The organism is Reyranella sp. GW821-FHT14A01 (assembly GCF_058803965.1).
This window is the reverse complement of record NZ_JBXAPM010000015.1, coordinates 84,291-109,633: the sequence shown is the minus strand read 5'-3', so window position 1 is coordinate 109,633 and position 25,343 is coordinate 84,291. Positions and strand designations below refer to the sequence as shown.

27 protein-coding genes are annotated in these 25,343 nt (G+C 66.7%); 2 read left to right on the top strand and 25 right to left on the bottom strand.

What is annotated here, in order from left to right; all coding sequences use genetic code 11:
• Window positions 1-15: 15 nt before the first annotated feature.
• The 6 genes from AC1ROX_RS24990 to AC1ROX_RS24965 all read right to left on the bottom strand — a co-directional run bounded on the left by AC1ROX_RS24990 (window position 16) and on the right by AC1ROX_RS24965 (window position 6,283).
• Window positions 16-1,110 carry a malate/lactate/ureidoglycolate dehydrogenase gene (locus tag AC1ROX_RS24990; protein WP_493130319.1) on the bottom strand — a complete coding sequence of 365 codons (1,095 nt, stop codon included), beginning with the start codon at window positions 1,108-1,110 and terminating at the stop codon, window positions 16-18.
• Window position 1,111: 1 nt separating this feature from the next.
• On the bottom strand, window positions 1,112-1,876 hold the full coding sequence (locus AC1ROX_RS24985; RefSeq protein ID WP_493130316.1) for an SDR family oxidoreductase: 765 nt from the start codon (window positions 1,874-1,876) through the stop codon (window positions 1,112-1,114).
• Window positions 1,877-1,912: 36 nt separating this feature from the next.
• Window positions 1,913-3,013 carry an ABC transporter ATP-binding protein gene (locus tag AC1ROX_RS24980; protein WP_493130314.1) on the bottom strand — a complete coding sequence of 367 codons (1,101 nt, stop codon included), beginning with the start codon at window positions 3,011-3,013 and terminating at the stop codon, window positions 1,913-1,915.
• 7 nt (window positions 3,014-3,020) lie between these two features.
• A complete protein-coding gene (locus AC1ROX_RS24975) occupies window positions 3,021-3,929 on the bottom strand; it encodes a carbohydrate ABC transporter permease (RefSeq protein ID WP_493130312.1) in 909 nt (302 codons plus the stop codon).
• The gene (locus tag AC1ROX_RS24970; RefSeq protein WP_493130310.1) at window positions 3,929-4,858 is read right to left on the bottom strand and encodes a carbohydrate ABC transporter permease; all 930 of its coding nucleotides are present in this window, start codon (window positions 4,856-4,858) and stop codon (window positions 3,929-3,931) included. The genes AC1ROX_RS24975 and AC1ROX_RS24970 overlap by 1 nt, the downstream gene beginning before the upstream one ends.
• A gap of 84 nt (window positions 4,859-4,942) precedes the next feature.
• On the bottom strand, window positions 4,943-6,283 hold the full coding sequence (locus AC1ROX_RS24965) for an ABC transporter substrate-binding protein (protein ID WP_493130308.1): 1,341 nt from the start codon (window positions 6,281-6,283) through the stop codon (window positions 4,943-4,945).
• Between the two features lie 304 nt (window positions 6,284-6,587).
• On the opposite strand from AC1ROX_RS24965, the gene AC1ROX_RS24960 reads away from it, so the two are divergent.
• Window positions 6,588-7,766, top strand: coding sequence for an aminotransferase (locus AC1ROX_RS24960; protein ID WP_493130306.1), 1,179 nt, complete (start codon window positions 6,588-6,590; stop codon window positions 7,764-7,766).
• A 117-nt stretch (window positions 7,767-7,883) separates the two neighbouring features.
• Here AC1ROX_RS24960 and AC1ROX_RS24955 read toward each other — a convergent pair whose 3' ends face one another.
• Complete coding sequence (locus AC1ROX_RS24955) at window positions 7,884-8,237, bottom strand: DUF2200 domain-containing protein (protein ID WP_493130304.1); 354 nt, start codon at window positions 8,235-8,237, stop codon at window positions 7,884-7,886.
• 54 nt (window positions 8,238-8,291) lie between these two features.
• On the opposite strand from AC1ROX_RS24955, the gene AC1ROX_RS24950 reads away from it, so the two are divergent.
• Window positions 8,292-9,164 carry an alpha/beta fold hydrolase gene (locus AC1ROX_RS24950; RefSeq protein WP_493130302.1) on the top strand — a complete coding sequence of 291 codons (873 nt, stop codon included), beginning with the start codon at window positions 8,292-8,294 and terminating at the stop codon, window positions 9,162-9,164.
• Here AC1ROX_RS24950 and thiD read toward each other — a convergent pair.
• From thiD to AC1ROX_RS24860, 18 genes are all read right to left on the bottom strand, one after another.
• On the bottom strand, window positions 9,157-9,951 hold the full coding sequence (gene thiD / locus AC1ROX_RS24945) for a bifunctional hydroxymethylpyrimidine kinase/phosphomethylpyrimidine kinase (RefSeq protein ID WP_493130300.1): 795 nt from the start codon (window positions 9,949-9,951) through the stop codon (window positions 9,157-9,159). The two genes, AC1ROX_RS24950 and thiD, sit on opposite strands and share 8 nt — an antisense overlap.
• Entirely contained in the window at window positions 9,948-11,297 is a 1,350-nt protein-coding gene (gene glmM / locus AC1ROX_RS24940) for a phosphoglucosamine mutase (RefSeq protein WP_493130297.1), read from the bottom strand. Before glmM ends, thiD begins: the two co-directional genes overlap by 4 nt.
• A 10-nt stretch (window positions 11,298-11,307) precedes the next feature.
• On the bottom strand, window positions 11,308-12,123 hold the full coding sequence (gene folP / locus AC1ROX_RS24935; protein ID WP_493130295.1) for a dihydropteroate synthase: 816 nt from the start codon (window positions 12,121-12,123) through the stop codon (window positions 11,308-11,310).
• Window positions 12,123-14,060 carry an ATP-dependent zinc metalloprotease FtsH gene (gene ftsH, locus AC1ROX_RS24930; RefSeq protein ID WP_493130292.1) on the bottom strand — a complete coding sequence of 646 codons (1,938 nt, stop codon included), beginning with the start codon at window positions 14,058-14,060 and terminating at the stop codon, window positions 12,123-12,125. Before ftsH ends, folP begins: the two co-directional genes overlap by 1 nt.
• Before the next feature lie 22 nt (window positions 14,061-14,082).
• Entirely contained in the window at window positions 14,083-15,192 is a 1,110-nt protein-coding gene (tilS, locus tag AC1ROX_RS24925) for a tRNA lysidine(34) synthetase TilS (RefSeq protein ID WP_493130290.1), read from the bottom strand.
• Entirely contained in the window at window positions 15,189-15,914 is a 726-nt protein-coding gene (gene ybgF / locus AC1ROX_RS24920; protein ID WP_493130288.1) for a tol-pal system protein YbgF, read from the bottom strand. The genes tilS and ybgF overlap by 4 nt, the downstream gene beginning before the upstream one ends.
• A 135-nt stretch (window positions 15,915-16,049) precedes the next feature.
• Window positions 16,050-16,511, bottom strand: coding sequence for a peptidoglycan-associated lipoprotein Pal (gene pal, locus AC1ROX_RS24915; RefSeq protein WP_493130286.1), 462 nt, complete (start codon window positions 16,509-16,511; stop codon window positions 16,050-16,052).
• 76 nt (window positions 16,512-16,587) lie between these two features.
• The gene (gene tolB / locus AC1ROX_RS24910) at window positions 16,588-17,910 is read right to left on the bottom strand and encodes a Tol-Pal system beta propeller repeat protein TolB (RefSeq protein WP_493130284.1); all 1,323 of its coding nucleotides are present in this window, start codon (window positions 17,908-17,910) and stop codon (window positions 16,588-16,590) included.
• Window positions 17,911-17,953: 43 nt separating this feature from the next.
• Window positions 17,954-18,910 carry a hypothetical protein gene (locus tag AC1ROX_RS24905; RefSeq protein WP_493130282.1) on the bottom strand — a complete coding sequence of 319 codons (957 nt, stop codon included), beginning with the start codon at window positions 18,908-18,910 and terminating at the stop codon, window positions 17,954-17,956.
• Window positions 18,911-18,933: 23 nt separating this feature from the next.
• Window positions 18,934-19,488, bottom strand: coding sequence for a protein TolR (gene tolR, locus AC1ROX_RS24900; RefSeq protein ID WP_493130280.1), 555 nt, complete (start codon window positions 19,486-19,488; stop codon window positions 18,934-18,936).
• Window positions 19,488-20,222, bottom strand: a complete 735-nt coding sequence (gene tolQ / locus AC1ROX_RS24895; protein ID WP_493130278.1) for a protein TolQ — start codon at window positions 20,220-20,222, stop codon at window positions 19,488-19,490. Before tolQ ends, tolR begins: the two co-directional genes overlap by 1 nt.
• Before the next feature lie 17 nt (window positions 20,223-20,239).
• Window positions 20,240-20,719 carry a tol-pal system-associated acyl-CoA thioesterase gene (ybgC, locus tag AC1ROX_RS24890; protein WP_493130276.1) on the bottom strand — a complete coding sequence of 160 codons (480 nt, stop codon included), beginning with the start codon at window positions 20,717-20,719 and terminating at the stop codon, window positions 20,240-20,242.
• A complete protein-coding gene (ruvB, locus tag AC1ROX_RS24885; protein WP_493130274.1) occupies window positions 20,716-21,774 on the bottom strand; it encodes a Holliday junction branch migration DNA helicase RuvB in 1,059 nt (352 codons plus the stop codon). Before ruvB ends, ybgC begins: the two co-directional genes overlap by 4 nt.
• Window positions 21,771-22,385 (bottom strand): Holliday junction branch migration protein RuvA, encoded by a 615-nt coding sequence (gene ruvA / locus AC1ROX_RS24880; protein WP_493130272.1) that lies wholly within the window; start codon window positions 22,383-22,385, stop codon window positions 21,771-21,773. The genes ruvB and ruvA overlap by 4 nt, the downstream gene beginning before the upstream one ends.
• Window positions 22,382-22,873, bottom strand: a complete 492-nt coding sequence (gene ruvC, locus AC1ROX_RS24875; RefSeq protein ID WP_493130270.1) for a crossover junction endodeoxyribonuclease RuvC — start codon at window positions 22,871-22,873, stop codon at window positions 22,382-22,384. The genes ruvA and ruvC overlap by 4 nt, the downstream gene beginning before the upstream one ends.
• 10 nt (window positions 22,874-22,883) lie before the next feature.
• On the bottom strand, window positions 22,884-23,642 hold the full coding sequence (locus tag AC1ROX_RS24870) for a YebC/PmpR family DNA-binding transcriptional regulator (protein WP_493130268.1): 759 nt from the start codon (window positions 23,640-23,642) through the stop codon (window positions 22,884-22,886).
• A 301-nt stretch (window positions 23,643-23,943) separates the two neighbouring features.
• Complete coding sequence (locus tag AC1ROX_RS24865; protein WP_493130266.1) at window positions 23,944-24,750, bottom strand: TIGR00282 family metallophosphoesterase; 807 nt, start codon at window positions 24,748-24,750, stop codon at window positions 23,944-23,946.
• A 3-nt stretch (window positions 24,751-24,753) separates the two neighbouring features.
• Window positions 24,754-25,329, bottom strand: coding sequence for a 5-formyltetrahydrofolate cyclo-ligase (locus tag AC1ROX_RS24860; RefSeq protein ID WP_493130264.1), 576 nt, complete (start codon window positions 25,327-25,329; stop codon window positions 24,754-24,756).
• Between the last annotated feature and the right edge of the window lie 14 nt (window positions 25,330-25,343).

Here is a 25,343-nt window from a genome sequence, read left to right as displayed (position 1 = left end):
GAATAGGATGTCAGCCTACATCGCGGCCTGCTGGATCCGCCGCTCGTCGAGGCCGACCGAGCGGGCCGTCTCGACGATGGCGGCCCAGGTATCGTCCGGCAGCGGCACGCCCTCGGCGAGGCGCTTGGCGCGGGTGCGCGTTTCCTGCTCGCCCGGCACCAGGATCTCGACACCTGGCGTCGCGGGCTTGGAGCCCTTCACGAACGAGACGTACTTGGCGATGTCCGTCGGGAAGAAGCCCTCGGCGTCGAACACCTTGGGGTCGACGTAGAAGGACAGCATGCCGTTGGCGAAGCGGCCGCGCTTGGGGTCCGTCGCGCCCGTTCCCGAGAGCGAGCCGCCCAGGATCTCGCACATGAAGGCGAGGCCCGAGCCCTTGTGGTCGCCGAAGGCGCGGATGGCGCCGGTGCCCTTGCTGTGGTCGCGCGGGCCGGTCGGCGTGTAGTCGCCGTAGAGCAGGTGCGGGTCGGCGCTGGGCTGGCCGTCCGGACCGATCAGCGCCCCCTCGGGGAGCTTCTTGCCGCCCTGGCTGGTCACCAGGACCTTGCCCTCGGCCACGATCGAGGTGGCGAAATCGAGGACCAGCGGATCCTCGCCCGGCCGCGGGACGCCGACGCAATAGGGCGCCGTCGAGAAGCGGCGCTCGACGCCGCCGAACGGCGCCACGAGGACGCTGCCCGAGGCGTTGACGAAATGGACCGAGACGAGGCCGGCTTCGGCCGCCATCTCCGCCCAGTCGCCGACCCGGCCGACATGGCCGGCATTGCGCAGGGTCACGGCCGAGAGGCCGTTCTTCAGGCACTTGTCGATGCCGATCTGCACCGCCTGCGGCGTCACGGTCTGGCCGAAGCCGTACTTGCCGTCGACGACGGCGATCACCGGCGTATCGACGAGGACGTCGACCTTCACGTCGGCGACGACGGTGCCGCTCTTCTTCTGCGAAGCGTAGCGCGGCACGCGCACCACGCCGTGGCTGTCATGGCCCGACAGATTGGCGCTGACGAGGTAGCGGCCGATGCGTCCGCCCTCCTCCTTCGAGCATCCCGCGGAGGCAAAGATGTCCGCGACGAAGGATTCGAGCTCCTTCGCCTTGATGGTCACGGTCCCCATGTCAGGACTTGCCGCGCTTCAGGCTGGCGACGTAGCCGCGGTTCCAGGTCGGGGTGATCCAGACCTCGTTGATCGTGATGTGCGCCGGCGCGCAGGCGACGTAACGGATCAGGTCGCCGACATCCTCCGACTGCGCCATGCGCTTGCGCTCGGCCGGGGTGATCGGCACCGGCCGCTTGTCGAGGATCGGCGTCGCGACTTCGCCCGGCAGCAGCGCGCAGGAGCGGATGCCGTTGACGCATTCCTCCTGGTTGATGGTGTGGCTCATCGCGACGACGCCGTGCTTGGCGGCCGAATAGGCCGGCCCCGAGAGCAGGCTCGGAGTGCGGCCGGCCATCGAGGAGGTGTGGATCAGCACGCCATCCTTTTGCTTGCGCATCATCGGCAGCACCGCGGTCGTGCAGTAGAAGGCGCTGGCGAGATTGCCGTCGATCACCAGCTCGGCATCGGCCGGCGTCAGCTTGGCCCACTGGCGGTTCAGGATGTTGAGGCCGGCATTGTTCACCAGGATGTCGCAACGGCCGTACGTCTTCTCGATCTCCTTGGCGATCTTGGTGACCGCGGCCGCCTTCATCAGGTCGCCCGGCTTCACCTCGGACGTGCCGCCGGCCTTCTTGATCATGGCCGCCGTTTCCTTGAGCGGCGCGCTGCGCCGGCCGGTCAGCACGATCGTGGCGCCCTCTTTCGCCAGCGCGACCGCCGCCGCCTGACCAATACCCGAGCCAGCACCGGTCACCCAGGCGACCTTGCCCGTCAACGAACCCATGAAAATCTCCTCAACGCTTCGCTTGGAAAGCGACGATTAAAGCACCTTGCCGGTGCTGTCGTCGATCAGATGCATGTTGCTGAGGTCGGCCCTCAGTTTCATCGACTGTGCTGCCGCCGCACCCGCGTTGGGATTGACGCGGCCGCAGACCTCTCGGCCGTTCACCGTGAAGTAGACCAGCGTCTCCATGCCCATCGGCTCGACGACGTCGATCAGCATGTCGAAATCGTGCTGGTTGGGCTCGATGTGCGGCCGGGTCTCGGTGATGTGCTCGGGCCGCAGGCCCAGCAGCAGGTTGGCCTTGCCGGCATGGGCGGTGTAACGCGCCGTCCGCTCGGCCGGCACCGGGAACGACAGCGTGTCGTTCACGCGGACGCGCAACGCGCCCGCCGCCTGCTCGAGCTGGCAGGAAATGAAGTTCATTGCCGGCGAGCCGATGAAGCCGGCAACGAACTTGGTGGCCGGCGAATGATAGAGGTCGTTGGGGGAGCCGACCTGCTCGATCAGTCCACCGTTCATCACCACCACGCGGTCGGCGAGCGTCATCGCCTCGACCTGGTCGTGGGTCACGTAGACCGTCGTCGTGCGGACCTTCTGGTGCACCTTCTTGATCTCGGTGCGCATCTGCACGCGCAGCTTGGCGTCGAGGTTGGACAGCGGCTCGTCGAACAGGAACACCTTGGGATCGCGCACGATGGCGCGGCCCATGGCAACGCGCTGGCGCTGGCCGCCCGAGAGCTGCTTGGGCTTGCGCTCGAGCAGCTCGGTGATGTCGAGGATCTGCGCCGCCTGCTTGACGCGCCGGTCGATCTCGTCCTTCGGCGTCTTCTTCAGCTTCAGGCCGAACGACATGTTCTCGTAGACGTTCATGTGCGGATAGAGCGCGTAGTTCTGGAACACCATGGCGATGTCCCGGTCCTTGGGCGGCACGTCGTTCACGACATCGCCGCCGATCGCGATGTCGCCGCCGCTGATCTCCTCCAGGCCCGCGATCATGCGCAGCGTGGTGCTCTTGCCGCACCCCGAAGGTCCGACCAGGACGATGAATTCCTTGTCGGTGATGTCGAGGTCGATGCCGCGAACGGCGAGGACTTCGTCGTACTTCTTGACGACCTTACGCAACGTTACCTGAGCCATGATTACTCTATCCCTTGGTCGCGCCGGCAGTGAGGCCCGCAATGTAGTAGTCCATGAGGAAGGCGTAGATGATGAGCGGCGGCGCGGCGCCGAGCAGCGCGCCGGTCATGATCTGGCCCCAGTTGAACACGTCGCCCTTGATCAGCGTCGTGATGATGCCGACCGGCAGCACCAGCTCGCTGGTCGAGGTGGTGAAGGCCAGCGGGTAGAGGAACTGCGCCCACGCGACGGTGAAGGTGAAGATCGTCGCGGCGATGATGCCGGGCAGCGCAACCGGGATGAAGATCTTGGTCAGCGTCTGCATCCAGGTGGCGCCGTCGATCAGCGCCGCCTCGTCGAGCTCTTTCGGGATCGACGCGAAGTAGCCGATCATGATCCAGGTGGCGAACGGCACCGTGAGCGTCGGGTAGAGGATGATCATCGTCCACCAATGATTCATCAGCTGGACACCGAACACCTCGTTCACCCAGGCGAACATCTTGAACAGCGGGATGAACAGCAGGGTTTCCGGGATCAGGTAGGTGAGGAACACGCCGGTCGCCAGCGTGGCCGATCCCCAGAACTTCATGCGCGCGAGCGCGAAGGCCGCGATCACGCTGATCAGCATGGTCAGGATGACGACGCAGATCGACACGATCGCGGAGTTCCGGAAGAAGACCAGGAACTGGTTCTGCGACAGGAGGTCGATGTAGTTCTGCAGCGTGGGGTTGGAGATCCACCACGGGTTCACCGCCGCCGAGATCTCCGCGCTGGTCTTCAGCGAGGTGATCAGCATGTAGATCGGCGGCATCAGGAAGAAGATGGCGAACAGCACGAGGAAGAAATAGGACCAGCGCAGCGCCCAGGTCCTGTCGCGGCTCATGCTGCCGTATTTGGGGCGGCTCGGCGCCCCGGTTGCGACTGCCGTGTTGGCCATCAGACTTCACTCCCCCGCTTGGTGATGTCGCGCAGGATGAAGGTCGCGGCGACGGCCAGGATGGGCACCATAAATAGCGACACGGCGGCGCCGAGCGGGATGTCGCCGCCCTCGATGCCGACGCGGAACGCCCAGGTGCCGAAGATGTGCGTACTGTTCAGCGGACCGCCCGCCGTCAGCACGCGCACGATGTCGAAGTTGGCGAAGGTGACGATCAGCGAGAACAGCGCAGTGATCGCGATGATGTTGCGCATCATCGGCAGGGTCACGTACCAGATGCGCTGCCACCAGGTGGCACCGTCGATCGAGGCCGCCTCGTAGAGCTGCTCGGGCACCGACTTCAGCGCCGCGAGGTACATGATCATGAAGAACGGCGAGCCGATCCAGACATTGACCAGGATCACCGAGAAGCGCGCCCAGCCCGCCTCGCCGGTCCACGGGATATTGCCGATGCCGAAGAGCGCCAGGATCCAGTTCAGCGCGCTGTAGGACGGGTCGAACAGCCACAGCCAGGCGAGCGTGCTCATGGCGGGCGGAATGACCCAGGGCACGAGCAGCATGCCGCGCCACTTGCGCTGGCCCTTCGAGGGAATGTTGTGGACGAAGTGGGCGACCACGAAGCCGATGATCGCCTTGAAGATCACCGCGGTGATCGCGAACAGGCAGGACTGGTAGACGACCAGCCAGAACGTGTCGCGGCCGAACAGGAAGTCGAAGTTCCCGAAGCCGACGAAGCGCGTCATGCCCTTGTTCAGGGTCGCGAGATAGATGGCAAAACCCGCCGGATAGGCGACCAGGGTTGCCAGGAGAAGGATCAGCGGCAGCGCCATCAGGAAGGCGATGGTCGACTTGCGCTGCATGAGCTTGTGAAGGCCGGTACGGCGATCGCCCGTCACGATGGCCGGATTCCGGGCGGCGATGTCTGCCATGTTTTACTCCCGCGGCGAGACCAAAGACGCAGTCGCAGGGACGCCGCGGTCAGGCGGCGTCCCCAACGGCTGCAGAACGACGCGTCAGTTGCGCGAGAAGCCCTCGAGCTCCTTCGCGGCCCAATCGAGCGTCTTGTCCATGGCTTCGCCCTTGGCGTACCGGACCACCATCTGGGTCTGGATCGCCTGGGTATAGATCTGCTCGGCGATCTTGTGCGGTGCGGGTGCCGCGGCGATCGAGAGCGTCTGGTGCTGGTGCGGGTTCGGGTAGTGGTAGAGCGTGCCCTTCGGCGGCCCTTCCTCGGCCCAGACCTTGAAGGTGGTGAGGTTGGCGAAGGCCGGCAGATCGTAGCCGCCGCTGGCGACCACCATCTTCTCCGCGGCCGAGGCCTGCGACAGGTAGGTGATCAGGCTCTTGGCCGCCGGCTGGTTCTTGCTGAAGTTCCAGACGCCCCAGAAGTAGGGGAGGAACGGCGCATAGCGGCCCTTCGGGCCGACCGGGAAGCCGTGCGTCCAGAGCTGTTCGGCAACCTGCGGCGCATCGCGCTTGGCGACGGCCCAGGCGCTCGGCGGGTTCATGATCAGCGAGCCCTGGCCCGAGACGATGAACTTGTTGTTCGAGGCGTCGTCCCAGGACGGGACGTCGGGCGGCAGGAAGGCCATCAGCTTCTTGTAGTAGTCGAGCGCCTGGCGGACCGGGTCGGACTTGACCGTGATGTCGCCCTTGGCGTTGACGAGTTGCGCGCCGAAGGCGTGGAAGATCGCGCCGGCTGTGTCGACATTGTCCGACGTCGTGCCGAGGCCGATGCCGAACGGATTGCCGCCCTTCTGGCAGGCTTCCGCCGCCTTCAGGAACGTGTCGAGGTTCCAGCCGTCGGCCTTCGGGGCCTCGCCGGCCGGGTACATCGCCTGGATGTCGATGCCGGCATGCTTCTTCAGGAGATCGATGCGCGAGCACGGTCCCTTGATCTGGCTGCCCGCTGTCGCCGGCACCGCGAGCCACTTGCCGTCGAGCTTGCCGAGATATTCGACGGTGCCGTTGACGGGACCGTTGGCCTTGATGAGCGGCTCGACGACGTCGTTCATCGCCACGAGCTGGTCGGAATAGCGGGCCGGCAGCCAGGTCGAGAAGGCCAGCACGTCGTGGCCCGACTTGGCCGTGCTTTCGGCGGCCGTGGTGAGCAGCAGCTTGTTGCCCTGGGAGGTGATGAAGTCCATCGAGACTTCAACCTTCTCCTTCTCGGCCCATTCCTTCACGAGATCCTCGGTCGCCTTGTTGGCGCCCGGCACCCAGTGATCCCAGAATCCGACGGAGAGCTTGCCGGCGGCGTAAGCGCCCCGGACGAACGGCGCAGCCACGAACGCTGCGGAAGCCGCAGCAGTACCGGCCACGAATCGACGACGATTGACCTTCCTCGAGACCATGTTTCCTCCTCAGAGCCGTTTCGAACGGCCGATTAACCCAGCCCGCGTCTGTGCGAAGGCGATGGCTCTCAAGCGGAGCCTTGCGGCGATGCTATGCACAAGACGCCGGTCAAGCAATGCATTTTGATATGCGGTTAGGAATCGAAGCGGATTTGACAGGTTGCAGGGAGACTTGGATGCTCCGCCGCCCTCGCCCCGGGCGAAGCCAAAATTCGCTCGGGAAATCACTGTGAAATCCACTTGGCCGAAAGGGCGTGCCCGCGTTTTGTGGCAGCCCGTCCCGAAAGAAGCGTAAACCTCCCTCATGAACACCGCCCTGACCGCCAATCCCTGGCTCGCCGCCGTCGCCCCCTCGCCCATCGGCGAGACCAAGCGTTGGGTCCTCAACCGCACTTTTCCCGCCGACCGGCCGCTGATCGACCTCAGCCAGGCGGTACCGGGCTATCCGCCGGCGCTGGAGCTGCGCCAGCACTTGGGCCAATTGCTGCTCGATCCCACGATGCACGGCTACACGCCGATCCTCGGCCTGCCGGTCCTGCGCGAGGCCTACTCGGCGCATCTCTCGGAATTCTACGGCGCGCCGATCGCACCGGGCGAAGTCGGGATCACGTCCGGTTGCAACCAGGCCTTCTGTCTGGCGCTCATGAGCATCGCCAAGGCCGGCGACCAGGTGATTATGCCGCGGCCGCATTACTTCAATCACGACATGTGGATGCGCATGCAGGGCGTCGAGCCGGTGTCGCTCGACTTCCGGCCGGGCTCCGGCGCCGTACCCAATGCCGAGGATGCCGCGAAGCTGATCGGCCCACGCACCCGCGCGATCATCCTGATCTCGCCCAACAATCCGACCGGCGCGGTCTATCCGCCCGAGACCATTCACGCCTTCTACGAGCTTGCGAAGAAGCACGGCATCGCCCTGCTGCTCGACGAGACCTACAAGGATTTCCTGCCCGAGGGCACGCGGCCGCACGACCTGTTCAGCCGGCCCGACTGGCGCGGCACGCTCGTGCACCTCTACAGCTTCTCCAAGGTCTTCGCGCTGACCGGCTACCGCGTCGGCGGCGTCACCGCGGGCGCCGCGTTGATATCGGAAATCGAGAAGGCGATGGACTGCGTCTCGATCTGCCCGCCGCGCCTCGCCCAAGAAGCCGCGCTCTACGGGCTGCGCAACCTGCTGCCGTGGGCGCGGAACAACACGGCCGGCCTCAAGGCGCGCGCCGACCTGCTGGGCCAGGGCCTCGAACGCTCCAACCGCTGGCGCCTCGTCAGCATCGGCGCCTACTTCGCCTATGTGGAACATCCCTTCCCCGGGACGCCCTCGACCGAAGTCTCCAAGCGCCTCGCCGACGGGGAGAACCTGCTCACTATTCCCGGCGACATGTTCGGCGCGGGCCAGGAACGCTTCATCCGCCTCGCCTTCGCCAACGTCACCGACGACAAGATCCCGACGGTGCTGGAACGGCTGGAGCGATTCGGCGTGTAGGCGCAAACGAAATAAACGCAATAAACGAAACAAATGAAACGGAGGGGCGGCCTCCCGGATTACCCCGATTCGCGTTCCTTTGGGTCAGTGATTTGAGAAGGCCGACGTAGAAGTGCGTCACTCCTTCCGCAGGATCTTCTCCATCGCCCTTCCTTTGGCGAGCTCGTCGATGAGTTTGTCGAGGTAGCGGATCTCGCGCATCGTCGGCTCCTCGACCTCCTCGACGCGCACGCCGCAGACCACGCCCTTGATGAGGGCGCGGGACGGGTTGGGCTTCGGAGCCTTGGCAAAGAATGTTTCGAAGTCGGTCTTATTCTTCAGCTGGGTGTCCAGCGCCTTGGCGCTGTAACCGGTCAGCCAGGCGATGATCTGGTCGACCTCCGCCTTGGTCCGCCCCTTCTTCTCCGCCTTGGTGACGTAGTGAGGGTAAACGCTCGCGAAGCTCGTCGTGTAGATGCGATGCTTTGCCATGAAGGCGATGCTAGCCTATCGGCCATTACCTTCAAGCTGATGAGGATCCGCGCCATGCCGCACGCCACCACGCCCGACGGAGTGAAGCTCTACTATGAGGAAGCGGGCACCGGCACGCCGATCCTGTTCGTCCACGAATATTGCGGCGACTGGCGTGCCTGGGAACCGCAGATGCGCTTCTTCGCCCGCCGCCATCGCTGCATCACTTACTCCTTCCGCGGCTATCCCGGCTCCGACGTCCCGGCATCCGGCGACATGTACGGCCAGCAATTTGCCGTCGATGACGCGAAGCACATGCTCGACCACCTCAAGATCCCGAAGGCGCATATCGTCGGCCTGTCGCAGGGCGCCTTCGCCACCGTGCATTTCGGCCGCTGCTATGCCGATCGCGCGCTCTCACTCACCCTTGCCGGGGTCGGCTCCGGTGCCGGTCGCGAAGGGCACGAGCAGTTCAAGAAGGATGCCGTCACGACGGCCGGGCTGATCCGCAAGGACGGCATGGCGAAGTATGCCGAGAGCCTGACGACCAATCCGACGCGCTCACGCTTCACAGTGAAGGACCCGCGCGGCTTCGCGGAGTTCTCGAAGCACCTCTCCGAGCATCCCGACGACGGCGCCGCCAACACCATGGAGAACTACCAGGGCAAGCGGCCGTCGCTCTACGACTTCGAGGAGGAATGGAAGACGCTCGACGTGCCGACGCTGATCATCTGCGGCGACGAGGACGATCCCTGCCTGCAGCCCAGCCTCTACCTGAAGCGCGTGCTGCCCAATGCCGGCCTCGCGATGTTTGCCAAGACCGGCCACGCGGTGAATCTCGAGGAGCCGGACGCGTTCAACCGCGAGCTCTGGAATTTCATCGTCATGTCGGAGGCCGGCAAGTGGACCGGCCGGCAGCCTGTCGCCAAAGGCGCCGGTCTTATCTGACCGTCACCGCGTGATTGAGCGGACCGAGGCCGCCGCCATAGTCTGGTGCGGTCTCGATGGCGGCCCGGACATAGGCGCGCGCACGGGCGACGGCGTCACGCAGCGACATCTTCTGTGCCAATCCCGCCGCGATCGCCGAGGCGAGCGTGCAGCCGGTGCCGTGCGTGTTGCGGCTTTGGATTCGCGCATCCTCGAAGCGGTCGAAACCTCCGTCATGGAACAGCAGATCGATCACCCGATCGCCCTCGAGATGGCCGCCTTTCATCAGGATCGCCTTGGCACCGAGCCGTGCGAGGCGCTCGGCCGCGCGGCACATGTCGGCCTCGCTCCGGACGGGAATGCCGGCCAGGACTTCCGCTTCCGGCAGGTTGGGCGTCAGCAGGGTTGCCATGGGCAACAGTACATCGCGCATCGCAGCTTCTGCGTCGCTCAACAGGAGCCGGTGCGCGCCCTTGCTGGCGATCATGACCGGATCGACAACGAGCGGAGCGGAGGGTGCCAGCCTGCCGATCGCGCCCGCCACCGCGCAGATCACCTCGGTGCTGTGCAGCATGCCGGTCTTGAGCGCGTCGGCCCCGATATCCTCCAGAACCACTTCGATCTGCTGGATGATGAAGGCAGGATCGATCGGCACGACACCGTGCACACCCTTGGTGTTCTGCGCCGTCAGCGCCGTGATGGCAGTCGCCGCGAAGCCGTTCATCGCGGTGACGGCCTTGATGTCGGCCTGGATACCGGCCCCGCCGCCGGAATCCGATCCGGCGACGATCAGCACGCGACCCTTCATGCCGCCTGCCGCGGTATCGCTTCGATGATCTGGTCGACGACGTTGCGCACGAGGTCGGAATCGTCGCCTTCGGCCATGACGCGGATGAGCGGCTCGGTTCCCGACTTGCGCACCAGGACGCGCCCGTTCCGGCCGAGCCTGGCCTCGGCCGAGGCGATCGCCTTGATCACGGCAGCCGCATCGAGGGCCATGGTCGCGTCGACCACGCGGACGTTCTTCAGCAGTTGCGGCACCGGCTCGAACGCCCGGAAAAGCTCGCTGGCCGAACGGCCGCTCCGCAGCAGGGCGGACAGCGCCTGCAAGGCCGCCATCAGCCCGTCGCCGGTCGTGGCGTGGTCGGTCATGATGATGTGGCCGGACTGCTCGCCGCCCAGATTGTAGCCGTCGGCCCGCATGCGCTCGAGGACGTAGCGGTCGCCGACCTGCGTGCGCACCAGCCTCAGCCGCCGCGCGTCGAGGTAACGCTCCAGGCCGAGGTTGGACATCACCGTCGCCACGACGCCGCCGCCCGACAGCACGCCGTTCTGCGTCCACTGATCGGCAATCGTCGCCATGAGCTGGTCGCCGTCGATCACCGCGCCGCGCTCGTCGACCATGATGACGCGATCGGCATCGCCGTCGAGGCCGATGCCGATATGGGCATGGTGCGCGACGACCTGCTCCTGCAGCACGCCGGGATGGGTCGAGCCGCAATTGCCGTTGATGTTGAAGCCATCGGGCGAGACGCCGACGCGAATGACGTCGGCGCCCAGTTCGGTGAGCACGGTTGGCGCCACCTTGTAGGCCGCGCCATTGGCGCAATCGATGACGACCTTGAGATCGCTGAGGTCGAGGCCGCGCGGCGCCGATGCCTTGACCGCCTCGATGTAGCGGCCCTGCACGTCGTCCAGCCGCTGCGCGCGGCCGATCGCGGCGGAGTCGGCAAGAACCAGGTCCGAGGGTGACATTACCAGCGCCTGGATCTCGGTCTCGACCGCATCCGACAGCTTGAACCCGTCCGGACCGAACAGCTTGATGCCGTTGTCCTCGTAGGGATTGTGCGACGCGGAGATCATCACGCCGACGTCGGCGCGCATCGAGCGCGTCAGGAAGCCGACGGCCGGCGTCGGGATCGGACCCAGGAGGAACACGTCGACGCCCACCGAGAGGAAGCCGGCGGTCAGGGCCTGCTCCAGCATGTAGCCCGACAGGCGCGTATCCTTGCCGATGACGGCGCGGTTGCGATGGGCCCCGCGGTGGAACACCTGCCCCGCGGCCATGCCGATGCGCATCGCCATCTCGGCGGTCATCGGGGCGGTGTTCGCACGACCGCGAACGCCGTCGGTGCCGAAAAGTGAACGAGCCATGATGGCGATTTTACCGCATCGCCTCGAAGACCGCGAGAGCCTGCCGTGTGGCTACCACGTTGTGGACGCGGACGATCGAAGCACCATGGCGCACGGCTTCGACGGCCAGAAAAGCCGAGGCCGGATCGCGATCGGCGGCCTTTTCGATGCCCGTCAGCCGGCCGATGAAGCTCTTGCGCGAGGAGCCGACGAGAACGGGGTAACCCGAATCCGCCAGCCGTCCCGCGCCTTTGATCAGGGCCAGTTCGTCCTCGACCTTCTTGCCAAAGCCGAGACCGGGATCGAGGGCGATGTCCCGTCGCTCGACGCCCTCCGCCTCGCAGGCTGCGGCGCGATCGAGCAGGAACCGGCGGACATCCTCGACGACATCGTCATAGGCAGGCCCGGCAAAGCGCTCCTCCGGCCGGCCGCGCCGGTGCATCAGCACGACGGCTGCCTTGCGCCGCGCGACCAGCGGCAGCATCGCCGCATCGTCGCGCAGCGCCGACACGTCGTTCACGATCCGCGCGCCGGCCATCAATCCGGCTTCGGCGACCAGGGCCCGACGCGTGTCGAGCGAGACGACGGCCCCTTGCCGGACCAGCCCTTCGACGACGGGAAGGATACGCCGGCATTCTTCCTCGGGAGAAACGGCGGCCGAGCCCGGACGTGTGGACTCGCCGCCGACATCGAGTATGTCCGCCCCTTCCGCGACGAAGCGCAGGCCATCGTCGATGGCCCGCGCCGGGTCGAGGCGTTCACCGCCGTCGGAAAAGGAGTCGGGCGTCACGTTCACAATCGCCATCACCAGAGGGCGATCGAGCGCGAGGCCCGCGAAGCGTCGCATCAAACGCCCGGCTGAGGCTCGGGGTTCGCGCCCGGCGCCGGGCCGGTGCTGGTCGGGACCGAGGCCCGGCGACGGCGATCCGAGGAGCCGGCGCCGCCGGTGTCGTCGCGCACGACCTTGTCGCCACGCAGGACCGTGCCGATCTCGTCGTTGCTCAGCGTCTCGTACTCGAGCAGCGCCTTGGCCACCGTATGCAGGTCCTCGAGACGCTCCGTCAGGATCGTGCGGGCGCGGCTTTCAGCCTCCTCGATCAGGCGGCGGACCTCCTGGTCGATCAGCTGGGCGGTCGCCTCGGAGACGTTCTGCGTCTGCGTGACGGCGTGGCCCAGGAAGACCTCCTGTTCGTTCGCCTGGTAGCGCACGCGGCCGAGCTTCTCGGACATGCCGTAGGCGGTGATCATGCCGCGCGCGGTCTGCGTCGCGACCTGGATGTCGCTGGCAGCACCCGTCGTCACGTTCTCCGGGCCGAACACCAGCTCCTCGGCGAGGCGGCCGCCGAACATGATGGCCAGCCGCGACTCGAGGTACTGCTTGGTGTGGCTGAGGTGATCGCGCTCCGGCAGCTGCATGGTGACGCCCAGCGCGCGACCGCGCGGGATGATCGTCACCTTGTGCAGCGGATCGCTCTTCGGCACGTGCATGGCGACCAGCGCATGGCCGGCCTCATGGTAGGCGGTGAGCGTCTTCTCCTCGTCGGTCATCGCCATCGAGCGGCGCTCGGTGCCCATCAGCACCTTGTCCTTGGCGTATTCGAAGTCGCCCATGGTCACGAGGCGCTTGCCGACACGCGCGGCGCGCAGGGCGGCCTCGTTCACCAGGTTGGCGAGGTCGGCACCGGAGAAGCCCGGCGTTCCACGGGCCAGCACGCGCGGATCGACGTCCGGCGCCAGCGGCACCTTGCGCATATGGACCTTGAGGATCTTCTCGCGGCCGCCGACGTCGGGGTTCGGCACCACGACCTGGCGGTCGAAGCGGCCCGGACGCAGCAGCGCGGGATCGAGCACGTCGGGACGGTTGGTGGCAGCGATCAGGATCACGCCCTCGTTGGCCTCGAAGCCGTCCATCTCGACCAGCAGCTGGTTCAGCGTCTGCTCGCGCTCGTCGTTGCCGCCGCCCAGGCCGGCGCCGCGATGGCGGCCGACGGCGTCGATTTCGTCGATGAACACGATGCAGGGCGCGTTCTTCTTGGCCTGCTCGAACATGTCGCGCACGCGGCTCGCGCCGACGCCCACGAACATCTCGACGAAGTCGGAGCCGGAGATGGTGAAGAACGGCACGTTGGCTTCGCCGGCGATGGCGCGCGCCAGCAAGGTCTTACCGGTACCCGGAGGGCCGACCAGCAAGCAGCCCTTGGGGATCTTGCCGCCCAGGCGCTGGAACTTCTGCGGATCCTTCAGGAAGTCGACGATCTCCTCGAGCTCGCCCTTGGCCTCGTCGATGCCGGCGACGTCGTCAAAGGTGACGCGGCCATGCTTCTCGGTGAGCAGGCGCGCCTTCGACTTGCCGAAGCCCATGGCCCGGCCGGTACCGCTCTGCATCTGGCGCAGGAAGAAGATGTAGACGCCGACCAGCACAAGCACGGGCAGCCAGCTCACGAAGATGCTGCCGAGGTTGACGCCCTCTTCCGCCGGACCCGCATCGACGCGGTCGACGTTCTTGATGAGCATCGGCATCAGCTGGTCGTCGGGCGGCGTGCTCGGCGCGTAGGTCGAGAATTTCTGCACGCCGTTGCGCGGCTCGCGGAAGCTGCCGCTGATCGTGTTGCCCTGGATGCGGACATCCTGGACCTGCCGCTGTTCAACCGCCCGGACGAACTCGGAGTAGGAGATCGTGTTGCCGGGAGACCGGGTCGCGCCACCCTGGAAGACGCTGTAGAGCAGCGCGAGCAGCAGGACGATGACGATCCACAGAGCAGCGTTACGATTGAACGGGTTCACGATGGCTTCCGTTTAAAGAGGGCTACGACCAAAGATGGGTTGCGGCCGCCGGGTCGCAAGCGAAAAATGCAGCTGGAATCAAGGGCTGCCTTCCTTTCCTGCCACTTTCGGGCCGGACAATCCACTCAAGCTGCCGCGAGTCGACAGCCTGACGCAGGACGAAGTGGCACCCCGACAGGGTGAAATCCTGACCGCGGCCTGATTTACCGCGTTCCGGCAGGGCAGACAGGCGGGCCAGCGCCCGGTCGAGCCGGTCCCGCCGCGGCGGATGATCGCCGCCGCCCAGGGCCTGCACGACCCGGCTCACCAGCCGGCGACGAAGATCCAGGGACAGGCCCTCGATGGTCGACCGGTCGATCGCGACGCTCCCATCCTCCCGCGCCTCGAGGAGCGCGATCCCGGCCCGGGCAGCCAGCATTTCCTGGCCGGCCCGCACCCGATCTGCATCCGGTTGGCCGGCTTCGATCGCGCCAGCCCCCATCGCACTGGTCAGGCGCAGGCGGGCACGCTCGAAGCGCGGATCGCTATTGGAGGGATCGTCGATCCAGGCGACGCCGCGCGCCGCGAGCGTTGCTGACAGGCGTGCCCGCGGCACCGCAAGTAGCGGCCGCAGGAGGCGGACCTCCGGCCATTCGACCAGCGCCGCCATGCCGGCCAGCCCGTCCGGGCCGCTCGCCCGGGCGGCGCGCATCGCGATCGTCTCGGCCTGATCGTCGGCATGGTGTGCTACCAGGAGATGAAGGATGCCGCGCGCCCGGCAGGCGTCGCGCAGCAGACGGTAGCGGGCCTCGCGCGCCGCCTCCTGCAGGCCCGCCTCCGGCTTGGCACCGGTCCAGCAGAGGACGAGGCTCTCGATCCCCTGACGCGCCAGCACACCTGCCGTAATCTGCGCTTCCTTGGCGGCTTCCGGCCGCAGGCCGTGATCGACGATCAGCGCCAGGACATGACCATCCAGCCCGGCCGCCCAGTCGTCCGCCAGCAGGGCGAGGCTTAGCGAATCGCGGCCGCCGGAAACGGCGACGGCAAGGTCGGGATGTGTCTCGAAAGGTGCGAACGGCGCCATCAGGCGCGCGAAAGTCGCTCCGTCGATGGGATGCGGTTCGGAGGGACGCGGCTCGACGGGACCGTTCACCCGCACCCGTTCTTCTGCCGCTCCTGGTCGATCCGGCGCTTCTGCAGGTCCGTCGCCCGCGGATAGTCCTGGTTGAAGCGGGCGAATACCGCGCAGGCATCGGGCTTGCGGCCCATCACGGACATGGTGATGCCGAGCTTCAGGAGATTGTCGGGCCCCTTCGGGCTGGTCTTGTAGACCTTGTAGCCCTCGGCGAAGGCCGTGAGGGCGTTGCCGTAGTCGCGACGCGCGTAATAGGTCTCGCCGAGCCAGTACTGGGCGTTGCCGGCCAGCTTGCTCTGCGGATTGCGCTGGATGAAGGTCTTGAAGCCGCGCTCGGCACCAGCGTAGTCGCCGTCCTGCAGCTTCTTGACCGACTCGTCGTAGAGTTGGTCCGCATTGCCAGTGCCTGCCGCAGGTGTCGGTGTCGGGGCCAACGGCGCCGCCGGAGCAGCCGCCTGGGCGCCCGGACGCGGCGCGGCGCCCCCGGGCTTGCCGGCCCCGCCCTTCTCCAATTGGTCGATCCGGTACTCGTAGTCAGCCTGCATCTTCTCCATCTGCTGCTGCAGCTTCGCGTTGCGATTCTGCAGCTGCTCGATCTGGCCGGTCATCATCGTGAGCGACTGCTGGAGCTGGTTGAACCGGTCTTCGAGGTAGACCGCGTCTCCCCCGCGCTGGGCCGCCGCCGCGGTCGGCAAGGCGAGAGCAACGAGTAGAGCAAACCGGGACGGAAGGATCTTCATGGCCGACGCTTTGTTCACATCAAACGCGGCCATTTTCAGGCATGACCGCCCCGCCTCCAAACGAAAAGGCTCCAAACGAAAACGCCGGTCGCATGGCGACCGGCGTTTCCTGTCCGCCTCGCAGCGAGGCGATCTCTATTCCAGGGCCGTGACGGCGCGGCGGTTGCGCGCCCAGGACGCTTCGTCGGAGCCGACCGGATCCGGACGCTCCTTGCCGTAGCTGACGGTCTTGATTCGCGCGGCGGGGATGCCCTGCGCGATCAGGTACTGGCGGGCGGCGTTGGCGCGGCGCTCGCCCAGCGCCAGGTTGTACTCGCGCGTGCCGCGCTCGTCGCAATGGCCTTCGACGGTGATCTGGTAGTTCGTGTACTTCTTCAGCCACTCGGCCTGACGATTCAGGGTCTGGCGACCATCCTCGCGAACCGTCGAGGAGTCGGTGTCGAAGAAGACGCGGTCGCCGACATTCTGCCGGAAGTCGCCGACCGATCCGGGGGTAACGGTCGTCGTGGCCGCAGATGCTGTCTGCGTGTCGTTGTTGCTGCAGGCTGCGATGAGGAACATCGCTGCAATGGCCGACAAAGCCCTGATCATGCTCATATTTCGATCCACTCCCTGACAGAAGCGACCCGGGCGAAAGGTACGCGCGGGTCGACGGCACTTACCATATACGTCGTTACTGCGGAATCAACGGTGACCATGCAGGGTCGGACGCGTCGGTCGGTGTCGGCACCTGCCGCTCGAAGCGGCCGGTGATATCGACCTGGTGCAGCGTCGCCGAACCGGCGCGGCCGCCCGAGCTGGGTTGCTGGCGGAAGAACATCAGCACGCGGCCGTTGGGTGCCCAGGTCGGGCCTTCGACGAGGAAGCCGCTGGCCAGCATGCGCTCGCCGCTGCCGTCGGACCGCATCACGCCGATGCCGAAGCCGCCCGATCCGATCTTCGTGAAGGCAATGAGGTCGCCGCGCGGCGACCAGACCGGCGTGGCGTAGCGCCCGTCGCCGAAGCTGACGCGGCGTTCACCGCCGCCGCCGGCGCTCATGATGTAGAGCTGCTGGGCGCCGCCACGGTCCGAGTTGAACACGATCTGCGAGCCGTCGGCCGAGAAGCACGGCGAGGTGTCGATGGCCGGCGAGTTGGTCAGGCGGCGCAGCTGCCGGCCGCGCACGTCCATCTCATAGAGGTTGGTGCGGCCGTTCTCCGCGATGCTCATGACGACCTTGCTGCCGTCCGGCGAGAAGCGCGGCGCGAAGCTCATGCCCGGGAAATTGCCCAGCAGCTCGCGGCGGCCGCTGTCGACGTTCTGCAGGTAGACGCGCGGCGGACCGTTGTTCTCGCCGTACGCCATGTAGACGATTTCCTGCAGGGTCGGCGAGAAGCGCGGCGTGAGCGCGATCGTCTTGCCGTCGGTCAGGTAGCGGTTGTTGGCGCCGTCCTGGTCCATGACGGCGATACGCTTGGTCCGGTTGTTGGCCGGGCCGGTCTCCGACACGTAGGCGACACGGGTATCGAAATACCCCTCCTCGCCCGTCACGCGCTTGTAGATCGCGTCGGAGATGATGTGCGCGAGACGCCGCCAGTTGCTGGGCTGGCTGGTAAACGAGAGCCCCGTCGCTTGCTGGCTGGTCACGACGTCCCACAGGCGGAAGTCGACCTTGATGTTGCCGCCGGCAGACGTCACCTGGCCGACGACGAGGCCGGCCGCTCCGACGCTGCGCCAGTCCTGGAAGCGTGGCGGCGCCGAGGCGTCGAGGTCCTGCTGGATGTAGGCGCTCGTGGGAATTACCCGGAACAGGCCGGAATTCTGCAGGTTGTTGCGGATCACGCCCGCCATCTGGGCGCCCACCGGATCGCCCTTGAAGTCGACGATGGCGATCGGCACCGGCTCGAAGCTCGGCCGCGTCATGTCGATGGTGAGCTGCGCGCGCGCCGCGCTCGCAGCGCCGATGGTGGCAAGGGCAACACCGCCCAGCAGGGTCGTCCGTCGGGGAAGCATCATGTCGGACCTCTTCATCTTAAGGTTTCTGTAACGCGGAGGGGTCTCAGTAGTCGCGTGGATCGAAATTGAACGTAATGGATTTCCAACTCGTGAACTTCTCCGGCGAGAGCGGCCACGGCTGGCAACGCGGATTCATGATGGCGCGGTGCGCGGCGTCAGCAGCGGCACGGAAGACCGGGTCGCTATTGTAGCGCCCCATATCACGCAGCTCAGCCTTAACCGGCGTGCCGTTCTGGTTCATTTCGACGGTCAGCGTGATGATCATAGCTTGATCACGGGAACCGCCCTGAGTGTTCCAGCACGGCCGGATCTTCTGGCGCACGCCCTCGATCTCGCTGGCCGTAACGACGGCGGCGAGGTTCGGCGCGGCGGGCGCCTGGCGCGTGACCTGCTGCACGGGCTTGGGGCTCTGCTCGGGCGTCTGGATCTTCTGTTGCGACTGCTTGTTCTTCAGGATGTCGTCGATCATCGAATCGACGCTCTGCTTGGGCGGCGCAGGTTTGGGCGGCGGCGGCTTCGGCGGCTCGGGCTTCTTCACCTCGGGCGCGGGCTTGGGCGGCTCCGGCGGCTTCTCGACCTTGGGCGGCTCGGGCTCCTTGGGCTTCATCGCCACGAGATCCTCGACGGGCTTGGCAGCCTCGGTCTTGGGCTTCTCCTCCGGCTTGGGCGGTGTCGGCGGCTTTGGAGGCTCGACGATCTCGGGCGGCTTGGGCGTGGGCGGCGACGGCGGCGGATCGGCCGACTTCACCGGCGGCGCCTTGGTCGTCTCCTGCGCGATCGGCGCGTCCTTGGGCTGCGGCGGGAGCGTGGCGACCTTCGGCGCGCCCGCCTTCTTGTCGATCGCCTCGAACTCGACCATCACCGGTTCGGGTTCCATCGGCGGCGGCTTGCCGAAGAAGTCGAGGTTGAGCACCGCCGCGCCCAGCACGAAGACGTGCACCATCGCCGACACGATGGCCGGTGTGCGCATCTCGATGCTGGCGGGGTAGCGTCGCACCATCGTCCTCTTCGTGTCCGTTTCTCTCAGCGCCGCGGAGCGGGCGCCTGTTGTTGCGGTTGTGCCGGCGCCTGAGGCGCGCGCGGCGCGGTCTGGCCCGGCGTGGCAGGCGTGACGGTCCCGCCGCCCCGTCCGAGCGCCTGCGCCTGCTCGCCGAGCAGGCCGAGTTGGCGGAAGCCGCTGTCGATCACGACGCCCATGACTTCCATCATCTTGCCGTAGTCGACGCTCTTGTCGCCGCGCATGAACACGCGCTGGTCGGGCTTCTCCTCGTGGATCGCCTTCAGCTTGGCCCCCAGTTCGGCGACGTCGTACTTGGTCTCCCCCAGGAACACCTCACCCTGCGCGTTCACCGAGACGACCATCGGCTCGTCCTTGCCGCCGACCTGCGTGGCGCTGGTCTTCGGCAGGTCGACCGGCACGCCGACCTGCAGCAGCGGCGCGGTCACCATGAAGATGATCAGCAACACCAGCATGACGTCGACCAGCGGCGTCACGTTGATGTCGGCGATGGGCGTATAGCTCCGCCGCTTGAACTTGCCGCCCGAGTTGGCGCCGGGGGCCGGAATGACGCCCGACATCAGACCTGTTCCTCGAGCTGACGCGACAGGATGGTGATGAACTCACCGGCGAAGGCCTCGAGCTGCTGGGCGTAGCGCGAGACCTGGCCCGACAGGATGTTGTAGGCGGCGGCCGCGGGAATGGCCGCGACCAGGCCGATCGCGGTGGCGAACAGCGCCTCCGAGATGCCCGGCGCCACGACCGCCAGCGAGGTGTTCTTCGACTGCGCGATGTGGCTGAAGCTGTTCATGATGCCCCAGACGGTGCCGAACAGACCGACGAAGGTGGCGTTGGCGCCGACCGTGGCCAGGAAGCCCAGCCGCTTCTCGATCGCTTCCATCTCGCGCTGGATGGTGACGCCCATCACCTGCTCGATGCGCTGGCGGAGCGCCGCGCGCGCCGTGGCGCTGGAGGCGAGGCCCTTGGAGACGGACCGGCGCCACTCACGCATGGCGGCCGAGAAGATGCTCGACATCGGATCGTCGGGCTTGGCGCCGACGCGGTCGTAGAGGTCTTCCAGCGAGACGCCGGACCAGAACGTGTCTTCGAAGGACTGGGCGCTGCGCTTCAGGGAGCGAAGACGGAGAACCTTTTCGAAGATGATCGCCCACGACCAGAAAGAGGCCAGCAGGAGCAGGATCATGATGGCCTTCACGACCCAGTCGGCCTGCATGAACAGGCCGTACACGGACATGTCGATTGTCCCCGTGCCGCCGCCGAGGGGGGCTCCGGCGACCTGCGCAAACGCGTCCATTTATGTTCTCCGTTGGTTCAAGAGGGTTGTATCCGAATATGGCGTGAGCGGGGCGATCCGCTCACCGCGACCTGGGCCAGGGCAGTCCGCACGAGCGGCGGCAATCGGACAGGCCGACCGCCCTCGCCCATGCAGGCGACGACGAGTTCGGCTCGAACCAGGATCTCTTCATTGCGGCGCGCATGCTGAATCATGTCCAGCGATGCACCACGCAACTCACCGCAGCTGGTGACGATCTCGATCGTATCGTCCAGCCGCGCGGGCTTGAGGTAGTCGATGGCGCAGCGACGCACGACCCAGTTGATGCCACGCTCCTCGCGCAGCGCCGTGTGCTGCTGTCCCAGCATCCGCAACAGTTCGGTGCGACCGCGTTCGAGGAAGCGCAGCCAGTTGGCGTAGTAGACGATGCCCGCGGCATCGGTGTCCTCATAGTAGACGCGCAGCGGCAGCACGTGGCCGCCGTCCTGGAGGCGGCCCGAGGTCGGCGCCGCGTTCACGCATCCTCCGGCGGATTGCCTGCGGCCAGGAGGTCGAGCTGCTGCTTCTGCCCCTTGGGCATCGCCAGGCCGAGATGGCGATAGCCGCTCTCGGACAGCAGCCGGCCGCGCGGTGTGCGCATCAACAAGCCGAGCTGCATCAGGTAGGGCTCGATCACGTCCTCGATGACATCGCGCTGTTCCGCCAGGGCGGCCGCCAGCGTCTCGGCGCCCACCGGACCGCCACCGTAATTCTCGGCGATGCAGGCGAGGTAACGGCGATCCATGGCGTCGAGCCCGCGCCCGTCGACTTCCAGCCGCGTCAGCGCCGCATCGGCCACCCGGGCGTTGACGCCGGCATCGCCGGCGACTGTCGCAAAGTCGCGGACCCGGCGCAGCAGGCGGTTGGCGACGCGCGGCGTGCCTCGTGACCTTTTGGCGATCTCGGCACTGCCGTCCGGCGCCAGCGACATCTTCAGGACACGCGCGGCGCGCTGGACGATGGTCTCGAGCTCGGCCGGTTCGTAGAACACCATGCGCAGCGGGATACCGAAGCGCTCGCGCAACGGCCTCGTCATGAGGCCGGAGCGAGTCGTGGCGCCGACCAGGGTGAAGGGCGGCAGCTCGATGCGCACGGAGCGCGCCGCCGGCCCCTCGCCGATCATCAGGTCGAGCTGGAAATCCTCCATCGCGGGATAGAGGACCTCCTCGATTGCAGGATTGAGACGATGGATCTCGTCGATGAACAGCACATCGTGCGGCTGTAGATTCGTGAGCTGCGCGGCGAGGTCGCCCGCCTTCTGGATCACCGGCCCCGAGGTCGCGCGGAATCCCACGCCCATCTCGCGCGCCACGATCTGCGCCATCGTCGTCTTGCCGAGGCCCGGCGGACCGTGCAGCAGCACGTGGTCCAGCGCCTCGCCGCGTCCCTTGGCAGCGGCGATGAAGATCTTGAGGTTCTCGCGGACCTGCTTCTGGCCGATGAAGTCGTCAAGGGTCTGCGGGCGCAGCGCCAGCTCCGCGGCGTCTTCCTCGGAGCGCTTGGCCGCTACCAGGCGTTCGGGCGCGGCGCTCATCGTGCAAGCTCCTGCAGGCCAGCGCGGATCACGGCATCAAGCTGGGCTTCGGCGCCGAGTCGCTGGGTGACGCGCGCGACGGCGCCAAAAGCCTCGACGCGCTTGTAGCCGAGATTGACCAGGGCCGAGATCGCATCCTCGTTGACCGACCCAGGTGTGCTCGCCGGCGCGCCGGGCTTGCTTGCCGCCGCGGGAATGGGTGCCACGCCAAACGCGGCCGCCTTGTCCTTCAGTTCGGTGGCGAGACGCGCGGCGAGCTTTGGCCCGACACCGGCCGGGCGGCTCAGGGTCGCGCGATCCTGCGCTGCAATTGCACGGGCGATCTCGTCCGGCGACAGGGTCGACAGGATCGACAGCGCCACGCGCGCGCCCACGCCTTGCACCGTCGTCAGGATACGGAACCAATCGCGCTCGCTGGTTTCGAGGAAGCCGTAGAGCGCGATCGCATCCTCGCGCACGATCGTCTCGACCAGCATGGTTGCCGCGCCGCCCACGGAGAGGTCGCGCAAGGTGCGGGCCGAGGCCGAGACGAGATAGCCGACGCCGCCCACGTCGATGACGGCGCTGTCGGTGTCGACCGAGTCGACGAGGCCCTTCAGCTTGGCGATCACAGCGCGGCCTCGATGCGGCGCGCCGTGGCGCGGTGATGGGCGTGGCAGATCGCGACGGCGAGCGCATCGGCGGCGTCCGCTTTGGCATCCACGCCGGGCAACAGCCGGCCGACCATCATGGCGATCTGGTTCTTGTCGGCATGGCCCGAGCCGACCACCGACTTCTTCACGAGATTTGTCGAATACTCGAACACTTCGAGGCCGGCGCGCGCCGGCGCCAGCATGACCACGCCGCGCGCCTGACCGAGCTTCAGGGTGGACCCCGGATTGACGTTCACGAAGGTCTCCTCGACCGCAGCCTCGACCGGCCGCTGCGCTTCGATGACGCCGGCGACGCCGTCGAACAATTCCCTCAGCCGCTCGGCCAGCGTGCCGGTCGTCGCGACCTTGACGACACCGTGCGCCACGTGGCGCAGCCGGTTGCCTTCGACCTCGATCACGCCCCAGCCGGTGAACCGCAGGCCGGGGTCGAGGCCGATCAGTCTCATCCCGCCCGGCTCAGGCCGCGAACTTCGCCAGAGCGTCGTCCGACACTTCGAAGTTGGCGTAGACGTTCTGGACGTCGTCGTTGTCTTCGAGGGCCGAGATGAGGTCGAGCATGGTCTGAACGGTGTCGCCCTCGATCGGCGCACCGGTCTTGGGACGCCAGGTGAGCTTGGCGACGCTGGGCTGGCCCAGCGACTTTTCGAGCGCCTCGCGCACCAGGTTGAAATCGTCCTGGGCGCAGTAGATCTCGTGGACGGCCTCCTCGCCTTCGCCGGTCACCACGTCGTCGGCGCCGGCCTCGATCGCCTTCTCCATCACCTCGTCGGCGCTGCCGACGGAAAGAGGGAAGCGGAATTCGCCCAGCCGGTCGAACATGAACGACACGCTGTTGGATTCACCGAGGTTGCCGCCATGCTTGGAGAAGCTCGACCGGACCTCGCCCGCGGTACGGTTGCGGTTGTTGGTCAGCGCCTCGACGATCACGGCAACGCCGCCCGGGCCGTAACCCTCGTAGCGCACCTCGTCGTAGTTCGCGTCCGCGTCGGGGCCCGAGCCGCGCTTGATGGCGCGATCGATCGTGTCGCGGGTCATGTTGGCGTCGCGCGCGGCGATCACCGCGGCCCGCAGGCGCGGGTTCGACGCCGGGTCGGCCGCCCCCAGCCGCGCCGCCGTGGTGATTTCACGGATCAGCTTGGTGAAGATCTTGGCCCGCACGGCGTCCTGACGCCCTTTGCGGTGCATGATGTTCTTGAATTGGGAATGCCCCGCCATCGCAGACAACCAGATTGAGTAACGAGATGAGCCGGCTATACCACTTCTCGTGGGTTTTGGCAGGCTGGAGACGTCCCAAGGGGGCTGTTGGGACAAAAAAAGGCGGGGGCCGAAGCCCCCGCTAAAAAACGTCGGAACCTTGATTCCGACGCCCCCTCTAACCTTGAAGACAGTTCGCCGATGCGGCGAAAAACCGTTTAACTTCAAAAGGATGCCGCTTTTTCCCCAGCCCGTCAATGACGCTCTTGGGGCACCGCTAATAGGTGTGCATGCCGCCTGCTGGATACAAGATGCAGGAAAGTCAGGCCGCCGGGGCGAGCCTGCCCCCCACCCGGACCGGCCGGATCGACTTGGCGAGCCCGGTCCGGTCGTCGGTTTCGACAACCGCCGCGCACAAAGTGCCCTCGCCCTCGGCCGGCGACAACCGCTCGCCCGGCATTTTCCGGATGAATCGCTGCATTGCGACCTCCTTCTTCATGCCGATCACGCTGTCGTAGTCGCCGCACATGCCGACATCGGTCTGGTAGGCCGTGCCGCCCGGCAGCACCCAGCCATCGGCCGTCGGAACGTGGCTGTGACTGCCCAGCACCGCCGAGGCGCGGCCGTCGCAGAAGTGCCCGATCGACTGTTTTTCGCTGGTCGCTTCACCGTGGACGTCGATCAGGATCAGGTTCGCACTGCCGCCAAGCGCATACTTCGACAGTTCAGCATCGAGCGCGCGGAACGGATCGTCGAGCGCGTCCATGAACAGGCGGCACATGACGTTGATCACGACGACCTTCTGACCGCGCGGAGTCTGGAAAAGGTTGGCGCCCCATCCCGGTGTGCCGGGCGGAAAGTTCAGCGGCCGCAGCAGGCGCTTGTCCTGTGCGATGTAGGGGATGATCTCGCGCTGGTCCCAGGCGTGATTGCCGGTGGTGATGCAGTCGACGCCCGCCTCGTGCAGCTCGGCGCAGATCTTGGCGGTGATGCCGAAACCGGCAGCCGCGTTCTCGCCGTTCACGACGACGAAATCGAGCCCCAGTTCGCGACGCAGCCGCGGCACTTCCTTGACGACCGCATCGCGGCCGGCGCGGCCGACGATGTCGCCGCAGAACATAATCTTCATCCGTTAGACAAAGGCGCAAGCGCGCCGGTCGGTCAACAGCCAATCCAACCGCTGGTCGTCGGCCCCGTGCGGCACCTCGGGCACGAGCTGCAGGTCGAAGCCGACGCCGATCGCCGTCACCAGGCGCTGCTTGCGCAGGTCGTCGAGCGTGCGGTCGTAGAAGCCGCCGCCATAGCCCAGCCGCCAGCCGTCGCCGTCGCAGGCGAGCATGGGCACCAGCAGTGCATCGGGTTCGAGGGCTTCGGCGCTTGCGGATGGGTGTAAGGTTCCGAACACACCGGCTTCGAGCGGGTCGCCCGGCTTCCACGCCCGAAACAGCAAGCGCTGGCCGCGCCCCTGCACCACCGGCAGGGCCAACTGGCATCCTTCGTCGAACAGCGCGTCCATCAGCGGCCTGATGTCGATCTCGTCCTTGATCGGCCAGAAGCCCGAGACGACGGCGGGCAATTCAACGGGACGTTCGAGCTGGAACATATCCACGAGCCCGGCAGCCGCGGCGCGGCGCTCATCCTCGGCAAGGCCTTGCCGGCGGGCCAGCATGGCGGCGCGAAGCGCCCGTTTGCTCTCGATCAGGGTCATGCCGGCATGAGGAA